Source organism: Desulfovibrio sp. (genome assembly GCF_034006445.1).
GTDB lineage: Bacteria > Desulfobacterota > Desulfovibrionia > Desulfovibrionales > Desulfovibrionaceae > Desulfovibrio.
Map to the genome: position 1 here is coordinate 85205 of NZ_JAVESS010000010.1, position 8845 is coordinate 94049.

At 60.5% G+C, this 8845-nt stretch carries 7 protein-coding genes; 2 read left to right on the forward strand and 5 right to left on the reverse strand.

Going from position 1 to position 8845, the window contains the following annotated elements; genetic code table 11:
* Positions 1-91 precede the first annotated feature (91 nt).
* From RBR41_RS09795 to RBR41_RS14620, 5 genes are all read right to left on the reverse strand, one after another.
* A complete protein-coding gene (locus RBR41_RS09795) occupies positions 92-1030 on the reverse strand; it encodes a SurA N-terminal domain-containing protein (protein ID WP_320352380.1) in 939 nt (312 codons plus the stop codon).
* 134 nt (positions 1031-1164) lie between these two features.
* Entirely contained in the window at positions 1165-2382 is a 1218-nt protein-coding gene (locus RBR41_RS09800; RefSeq protein ID WP_320352381.1) for a peptidylprolyl isomerase, read from the reverse strand.
* A gap of 97 nt (positions 2383-2479) precedes the next feature.
* Complete coding sequence (mfd, locus tag RBR41_RS09805) at positions 2480-5935, reverse strand: transcription-repair coupling factor (RefSeq protein WP_320352382.1); 3456 nt, start codon at positions 5933-5935, stop codon at positions 2480-2482.
* Positions 5936-6105: 170 nt separating this feature from the next.
* A complete protein-coding gene (locus RBR41_RS09810; protein ID WP_320352383.1) occupies positions 6106-6426 on the reverse strand; it encodes an IscA/HesB family protein in 321 nt (106 codons plus the stop codon).
* A 239-nt stretch (positions 6427-6665) separates the two neighbouring features.
* Positions 6666-6980: an IscA/HesB family protein gene (locus RBR41_RS14620; RefSeq protein ID WP_413785148.1), complete on the reverse strand. Its 315-nt coding sequence runs from the start codon at positions 6978-6980 to the stop codon at positions 6666-6668.
* A gap of 127 nt (positions 6981-7107) precedes the next feature.
* Between RBR41_RS14620 and pyrR the strand changes: the two genes are divergently transcribed.
* Complete coding sequence (pyrR, locus tag RBR41_RS09815; RefSeq protein WP_320352384.1) at positions 7108-7647, forward strand: bifunctional pyr operon transcriptional regulator/uracil phosphoribosyltransferase PyrR; 540 nt, start codon at positions 7108-7110, stop codon at positions 7645-7647.
* A 323-nt stretch (positions 7648-7970) separates the two neighbouring features.
* On the forward strand, positions 7971-8845 hold an 875-nt coding region (gene yedE, locus RBR41_RS09820; RefSeq protein WP_320352385.1), incomplete at its 3' end, for a YedE family putative selenium transporter.

Genomic DNA, 8845 nt, shown 5'->3' on the forward strand with positions numbered 1-8845 from the left:
CCGGTGGCTGTCCCGGCCTGAGGCCAAGGACGGTACGCCGCCGGAATGGCGCGGCGCGGCCGGGGGCCACGCGCACGCCTGAACGGTTATGCTACAACCGAATATCGATTACCGCTTTTTTGCGCAATTGTCCCGTATAATCGTCAAAGCGTTCCATGGCCTTTGGCTGACGCAGGATGGCGTCGATCTGCGGCTTGGCCTCTTCAAGCGTGAGTATTTTCAGCTCACTGCCGCCGCCAGGACGGAAAAGATGCACCTGCGCCTTGTGCCCCTGAAGGTCAAAGACTTCGGTCACATCGCCGGGCTTCATCTTGGTGAGCCGTCCTTCCCATTCGGGGTTCAGGCGATCCCATTCCACCGGCCCCATATCGCCGCCCTTTTCCTTGTTGGGCGCGATGGAATACTTCAGCGCGGCTTCTTCAAAGGTCAGCGCCCCGGAGCGTATCTGAGCGGCAATGGAGGCGGCGTTGACCTTGGGCGAATAGACCAGAACCCCCATGTGCAGACCGCTGCGGTCGTACATGGTGGATTTGTGGGCCTCATAGTATGCCTTAATTTCCTCTGGCGTGACCACAACCTTGCGGCCCACTTCCATACTCATGATCTTCTGGCGCAACAGCGACTTTTCGATGTTGCCGCGCAATTCGGCCACGCTGCTCTTCTGGCGCGTGAGCTGCTCCTCAAACTGCTGCTTGGTCATGTTGCGGCCCTGCATCAGTTTGGCGATCTCATTGTCGATTTCCGAAGGAGAAATGCTGACTTTCAGTCTTTTGGCTTCCTGGGCGATGAGAATATCCATAATCATCAGATCCAGAACCTTGCGAAAAACCGTGTCCACCTGCTTGGCGTTGGCCGGATTTTCGGGGTTAAGCCCGGACCGGATAATGTCAGGCAACGCATTTTTTTGCAGGTCAAACATGGTAATGACTTGTCCGTTGACAACAGCAGCCACCTTATTAAGCTGTGCGGCCTGCACGCCGCATGCGGTTGTAAGCATGATCGCCAGCAGCAAAACAAGTATTTTCCTCACAGAGATTCTCCCTCGTGCAAAGCGCGGTGCGCCTGTTTATCTTTCGATTTTTAGCCCAAAACAGCATGACATGCAATGACCGCCTGGCGGGCTTACAGACCCTGCCGGTCACGCCTGTCGGACGCCCCCGTTTTTTATGGCCCGTCTGTTCCGCCGCCTCCCTCGGGGGCGTTCAATCCATCTCCGCCGTCCGCCGGAGCGGAGCCGACATCGTCGGAACCGTTGACGCCGCCGCGCACGGCCGGGCCTGCGGCGTCGCCGGGAGTGTCATCGCCCATGGCCGATCTGGCGGAGGGCGGCGTTAGCAGGCCGGCCATGAGATCCGGATTCACGCGAACCTTCGCCCGGCCCAGCGCCGTGGTCAGCCAGCTTTCAAAGGCGGCATCCTTGCGCTGCTGTTGCAAAATGTTTTCAATGAGCGGGTAGGCGTCGGCCATGCCCATGGTATGGGCGGCGTTGCGCTCCTTCAGGGCAAGACCGTACCAGCGTCCGTCTTCCTGAACAGGGGCGGCGCACTGGCCGGGCGCGAGTTTTTCAGCTTTTTTCAGCCAGGCAGGCGGCAACTGGGCCGCGCTGATTTCCTGGCACTGCACCATGAGGTTTGCGGGTGGCTCTTTTTCAACAGGATGGCCAGAGGTGAAGGCGCTGCAAAATGCCTGAACAGGTTGGGATTCTAGGGAGGAAATCAGGCAAACGTCCAGAATTTCGGGCAAGGCGAACTCTGCTTCGTGTTCCTTGTAATAGGAGCGCACATCGCTCAGAGAAATGCGGATGCCGGGCAAAAGGATGCGCTTTTCAAAGCTCTGCATGGCCAGAAGGTCGCGCATGAGCACGCGCCATTCATTTTCATCCAGTGATTCGTCGGCCAGAAAACGCGCCAGCCCTTCCTCGCCGCCGTAGTCCTCCCTGACAGTCGCCACGGCGGCTTTAAGGGCGGCGTCCGTCACGGGAATCTGCAAGTCACGCAAATCCTGGCGCACCAGAGTGTAAATGATCAGCGTGCCCAGCGCGTCGCCGTACTGACGCTTCATGTTTTCGAGGGAAGGCCGCTGCAGGGTGCCCAGAGCGGTGGAGCGGCTGTCCAGCAGGGCCTGCACCGTGCGCAGGTAGATGGGTTCTCCGTTGACAGTGGCCACCACGCCTTCAGGCAGGCGGGCCTCAAAGCAGGCGCACAGCAGAAGGCAGCATGCCACGAGCGCCAGACGTGCCGCCAGAAATACGCCCTTGCGTCCCGGCCCTGCGGCAAAAGCCGCCCCGTGCCCCGGACGCGCCGACGCCACCGGGGCGCAGCCGGAAACCGGGAGCGGCAGCATGTCATGCTGACCGGGCGTGGCAGAAATGATCAGGGGCATGGGCATCCTCTTTTGACGTCGGCCGGAGCAAAATGCAGCCGGAACGAAACGCAGCCGGAGCGAAATGCAGCCGGAACGGCCTGGGCTTTGGCCCAGGTCAGGCCGAAACCTTTGCCGCAACTGGTATGCGTATGTCTTCCAGTGCCTGACGCAATCTGTCAAGCCCCTGCGCAAGGGGAACGTCTTTTTCCAGCGTCAGCGCAAGGCCCGCCGGGGGGTGGACGCGCGCGCCCGGCAGGGACGCGGCAAGAGCCACAATGCGCTCCGGCTGCACGGCCGTCTGGCCGTCCGGCCAGGTCAGGCGCACGGATTCGCGGCGCACCTCGGCCTTCTGCACCTGAAGTTCCGTAAGAAACTGCTTGAAGTCCAGCACGGCCAGGAAGTTTGCCAGCTCTTCGGGGAATGGCCCGAAACGGTCGCGGATGGACAGGGCCGTTTCTTCACGCGCGGCCCCGCCGGAAGCCGAGGTAAGGGCCTTGTAGCAGCGCAGCCGTTCGCGTCCGTCGTCAATGTACGACGCGGGAATATGCGCCGGAAGGCCCAGCGTCAGTTCCGTTTCTGTCACAATGCTTTCGGGCATGCCCTTGAGGCGGCCCACGGCTTCCTCCAGCATTTCAAGGTACAGGTCAAGGCCCACGCGGCACATGTGCCCGGACTGTACTTCGCCCAGAATATTGCCCGCGCCGCGCAGGCGCAGGTCTTCCATGGCCACCTGAAAGCCCGCGCCCAGGTAGTCCATGTCCATAATGATGCGCAGGCGCTCCTCGGCCACGGCAGTGAGGCGCTCGGCGTCGGGCACCACAAAAAAGGCGTATGCCTGCCTGTCGCTGCGGCCCACGCGGCCGCGCAGCTGGTACAGTTGCCCCAGGCCGAACATCTGGGCCTGATCCACCACCAGGGTGTTGGCGCGGGGAAAGTCCAGGCCGGATTCCACTATGGACGTGCATACCAGCACATCCAGTTCGCCATGCCAGAACTTGTGCATGGTGTCTTCAAGCTCGGTTTCGGACATCTGGCCGTGGGCCATGCCCACACGGGCCGCAGGAACAAGCCCGCGCACGTATTCCGCCACGCGCTCCAGCCCCTGCACACGGTTGTAGACCCAGAATATCTGGCCTTCACGCTCCATTTCGCGTTCCATCACCTTGCGCAGCACGTTGTCGTCCCTGCGCAGCACGGCGCTGGCCACGGGTTTGCGGTCCTGCGGCGCTGTTTCGATGATGGAAAGCTCGCGGATGCCCGACATGGAAAGCTGCAGGGTACGCGGAATGGGCGTGGCCGTGAGCGTCAGCACATCCACGTTTTTTTTGAGGGCCTTGAGCTTTTCTTTATGGCGCACGCCAAACCGCTGTTCTTCATCAAGAATGAGCAGGGTCAGATTGGGCAGCTTCACGTCGGTGGACAAAATGCGGTGGGTACCGATGAGGATGTCCACCTGCCCGGCGGCAGCGGCCTTGAGCACTTCTTTTTGTTTGGGGCGCGTCACAAAACGGCTGAGCAGGCCCACATTGACGGGAAAGCCCGCCAGGCGCGCCCTGAAAGTCTGGTAATGCTGTTCGGCCAGCACGGTGGTGGGGCAGAGCATGGCCACCTGCCGCCCCTCTGAGGCGGCGCGGAAGGCGGCTCGCAGGGCCACCTCTGTTTTGCCGAAGCCCACGTCGCCGCACACAAGACGATCCATGGGGCTTGACTTGTCCATATCGTCCAGCACGTCCTGGATGGCCTTGGCCTGATCCGGGGTTTCCTCAAAGCCGAAGGTGGCCTCGAATTCGTGATACAGCTCGCCGGGCGGGTCGTAGCGGAAGCCCTTGGTGACCTTGCGGTAGGCGTACATCTCCACCAGGTCGGCGGCGATTTTTTCAATGGCCTTGCGGGCTTTTTCCTTGCCGACCACCCAGGCGGCGCCGCCCAGGCGGTCAAGGGCTGGCTCCACGCCTTCCGTGCCCTTGAAGCGCTGGATAAGCCCCAGCCTGTCCGCAGGCACGTAGAGCTTGTCCTTGCCGGAATACTCCACCAGCAGAAAATCGTTGGCCGCCGCGTTGAGATCCAGATGGTGCAGGCCCGCAAAACGCCCGATGCCGTAATCGCGGTGTACCAGAAGATCGCCGGGCTTGAGGTCGTCAAAAGTGTCCAGACCCTTGAATACGCGGGAAGAAACCCGGGGCGTTTTTTCGGCCTTGGGGTAGAGGATGTCCTCGCCGAGCACCAGGGTGCCGTCCCAGACAAGGTCTGCGCCCGACCTGAAGGGTGAAACAAGGGCAAAAAGTCCCTTCTGTTCCGGCGCGTAGCGCAGGGCGGGCACAATGCCGTCCTGCTCGGCCAGTTTCAGAAACTTTGCCCGGCTTCTGCCTGACGAAAAACTGAGAACCACCTGGCGGCGGCTGTTGCGCCACTCCTTGAGAGCCGTGGAGAGGTGCTGCCAGGGGCGGTCTTGCGCGCCCGGCAGGGGAAAGAGGTCAGTAAAGGAGTGCAGGGGACGTTCGGCCAGGTCAAGGCCGCGCTCTTCGACGCCCATGACCAGAGGTTCGGCGTAGATACGCTGAAAGCCGTTCCAGGGCGCGGGCTGCGAGCTTTTGCGCAAGGTGAGCGTAGCGGGTTGCGGCAGGGGGGAGTCCGGGGCCTCCAGCCTTTCCTTGAGGCTCAGGCGGCCGTCGCGCAGGGCGTCGGCGCTGTCGGCCTCGCCGGGCAAGAGCCACAGACTGTCCTTGGGCAGCCAGTCTTCAATGAAACTTGTGGTTTCAAGCACGCTGCCGGGCAAAAGTCCCAGGCCGCCGCTGTCCAGCGATTTTTTGAAGGAATAGCACTCGTTTTCGCCAATGCGGCCTTCGGCGAACATGCGGTCGCAACGATCGCGCGCCGTTGCCAGGGCTTTGGCGTCAAGCGCCAGCGGGCTGGCGGGAAGGAGCGTCAGTTCGTCGCAGCCCTGCAGGGAGCGCTGGCTTTCAGCGTCAAAAACGCGCATCTCATCCAGGGTGTCGCCAAAAAACTCCAGGCGCACGGGCTTGGCGTAGCCAGCGGGAAAAATATCGAGGATATCACCCCGGCGCGCCATTTCTCCGGGCCGGGTGACCATGGTCACGCGCTCGTAGCCCCATTCCACGGCCTGATCCAGCAGCAGTTCGGGCGCGTAATCGCTGCCCTTGCGCAGGTCAAGGTTGCGTGAGGCGAAGAAATTCAGGGGCACATGACGCAGCAAAAGACTTTCAACACTGCACACGAGACAACGCGGCTGCCCGAGACCAAGGCCATACAGGGCGGCCAGGCGCGCTGCCCACGAGGCTCTGTCCTGCCGCTGGTTCAAGGCGGGCAGGGCCAGGCACGGGCTGCGCCACAGGGGTTCGGACAGGGGCTTTTCGCCCAGGGAAAGTTCCGGGGTAAAGAGCGTCAGCAGTGCGCGGGCAAGCGTATACTCTTCACGTTCGCGCGCCACCAGAACAACCGTGCGCCCACGGGTCATGGCCTCAACGGCGAGACGACAGCGCGTGGCCATACCGCTGCGCTCGATATATATCTGATTTTCCTGACTTGCCAGTACTGCGTTAAAAATGTCCATTAACCCGTTCCATTGACCTGGCTGTTCTTCTTGCACGGCCATGACGCGCGCGAACGATCTGCACAAAGTTTTAAATGACGTGTTGTTATGAAGCCCTAAAAAAAGGCTGCCGTAAAGTGACAAGGGGGCGGCCCTAAAGCCGCCCCCGGTCAACCGTATCTGTCGTTTTTCTAGTTGGTGCCGCAGCCGCCGCCGCAGCCGGAGCAACCGCCCTCGCTCTGAGGCAGGGGCACGTTGGGCTCCACCATAAAGCCCATAGGGGTGAGGTCGATTTTCACGCCTTCAACCTGGGCCAGCAGGTCCTTGTTGATGCAGAAGGTGAAGCCGCCCTGTTCATCGCTCTGGTCCTCATCTGTGGCGGCGTCGAGGGCCAGCGCAAGGCGCGGGCCGCTGCAACCGCCGGGGGCAAGGTATATGCGGATGTCGCTTTTGTCCTTGCCTTCAAAGTAGGCTGCCAGTTCTTTTTGAGCGCTTTCGGTAAGTTCGAGCATGGTTCCTCCATGATTTTTTCGGGTATTTATATATTCCGAAAAACAGGCTGAGATGCTTCATCGGCTGACGGGGAACCAGGCCCGTTTCGATTGGAGCATTTAACCTTTGAAAAAAGGTAAGTGCTCCAACGCTGCACGAAAGTGCAGCGCGCCACAGCGTGGCGTGGATTCTGCCGAAAATCGCAGTTTTCGGCAGAATGACAACTTTGAAATGCTTCACATTTCAAAGTTGATCTGGCCTAGTGGCTTCCGCAGCTTGAGCAGCTGCTGCAACCATCGCCTTCTGAAGCAAAGGGCACGTCTGGTATGAGCGTGAACCCCATGTAAGTTAAATCAACGGAAACTCCCTTCACTTCATCAAGCAAAGACTTGTTCATGCAGAAGGTGTATCCAGCCTGTTCCTCGGTTGTATCCTGGTCATTCGGCTCGTCCAGAGCCAGAGCGAGGCGCGGGCCGCCTCAACCAGCCGAGAGGTAAATCCGAATCGGATCCTTTTTCTTGTCCGCAAAGAAGGTATCAAGCTCCTTGCGGGCAGTGTCGGTCAATTGAATCATGGTGTCCTCCATATTTCTGGTGCCATAGTAACTAAGGCCATGCTTCTGGCTTGTCAATTGCCGGGGGCCTTTTCTTCAATCACAAAAAGCGGTAGGGTTTTGCCAGGCAGATGCCACGGGAGGAAACATGAACACAACCCTGCTGCTTGAGCAGCACGAAATGGCACGTATGCTGGAACGCCTGGCGTCCCAGATTATGGAGCGCCACGCCAAGTGCGACCATGTCATGCTGGTCGGTATTGAACGCCGCGGCGCTGATCTCGCCCGCCGCCTGTCCGCCCTGCTTGAGGATCGCCTTGGGCATCCCGTGCTGCTGGGCACGCTGGACATAAACCTCTACCGCGACGACTGGACAAGCCTTGAAGGCAAACCCCACATCGGGCAGTCGCGTATACCGGCCAGCGTTGACGGGCGCGTCATCATTCTTGTTGATGACGTGCTGTACACTGGGCGCACCATACGTGCCGCCCTGGAGGCCCTGTTGGACTACGGACGCCCCATGGCGGTGGAATTGCTGGCCCTCATTGACAGAGGGCGCCGCGAGCTGCCCATCCACGCGGATTATGTGGGCCGCACGGTCAATACCAGCCGCCATGAACGCGTTGACGTGCTGCTGGCTGAACGGGACGGACAGGACGCCGTACACCTGACGGCAAGTCCCGTATAGTATATAGTGTGCAATGGCGGCAGGCGGCTTGGCAAAAATGCCGCCCGTCTGCATGAATCATCCGGCCGTTACGTGCGGCCCTTCCCCCTCGCGGATACCGTCCGTGCGGCGCAAATCAAGGAGCGCACATGCCAAAGCGCAAGACCTGACGTAATCCCGGCAGCTTCACGGTGTGGAGTGTATGCGGGCGGCGGCGCGTTTTGCAGCAAGGAGCATGACGCGGCAAACCTGAGCAAGAGGTAATCCTCCGTCCGCGTTCTGTCGGCCTTTATGGCCGTCAACGCAACGGGCGCAAGCCCATAAACAGGAGCAGGAGGATACCGATGAAACAATATTTCAACGTCCTTTCCACCACTACGGGCATAGTTGTAGTGGGCCTCATCTTCGGCGTTTTGGCCGTATTGCTGCAACAGGCGGGCAATCCGGGCAATATGGGCATCTGCGTAGTCTGCTTTAACCGCGACATCGCCGGGGCTGTCGGTCTGCACAGGGCTGAAATTGTGCAGTACCTGCGCCCTGAAATTATAGGCATGGTGCTGGGAGCCTTTGCGGCGGCCATGCTCTTTGGCGAATACAAGCCCCGTGGCGGTTCCGCCCCCATCACCCGGTTTTTCCTCGGAGCCATCGCCGGTATCGGCGCGCTGGTTTTTCTCGGCTGCCCCTGGCGCGTCATCCTGCGCCTGGCTGGCGGCGACGCCCATGCTATCTTCGGGCTTGTGGGCCTTATAGTGGGCGTGGGCATAGGCACCATCTTCTTCCGCATGGGTTTTTCACTGGGCCGCAGCCAGAATCAGGGCAAGATATCGGGCCTGATGCTGCCCGCGCTCATGCTCGGCCTTTTGGCTTTGTATCTTGCTGATCCCCAGATCTCTGGCGAACTCAAGAGCGGCGTGCTCTTTTACTCCATCAAGGGGCCTGGCTCACAGCACGCGCCCTTTATCTTCTCCCTGTGCGCTGGCCTCGCCGTGGGCTTTCTGGCCCAGCGCAGCCGTTTCTGCACCATGGGCGCACTGCGCGACGTCATCCTTTTCAATCAGTGGTATCTGGCCCTGGGCTTTATCGCCATGTTTGCGGCGGCTCTGGTCATGAATTTCAGCCTGGGCTCCTTCCATTGGGGCTTTGAAAACCAGCCCGTTGCCCAGCCCGACGACCTCTGGAACTTTATGGGCATGGTTACGGCGGGGCTTGCCTTTGCTCT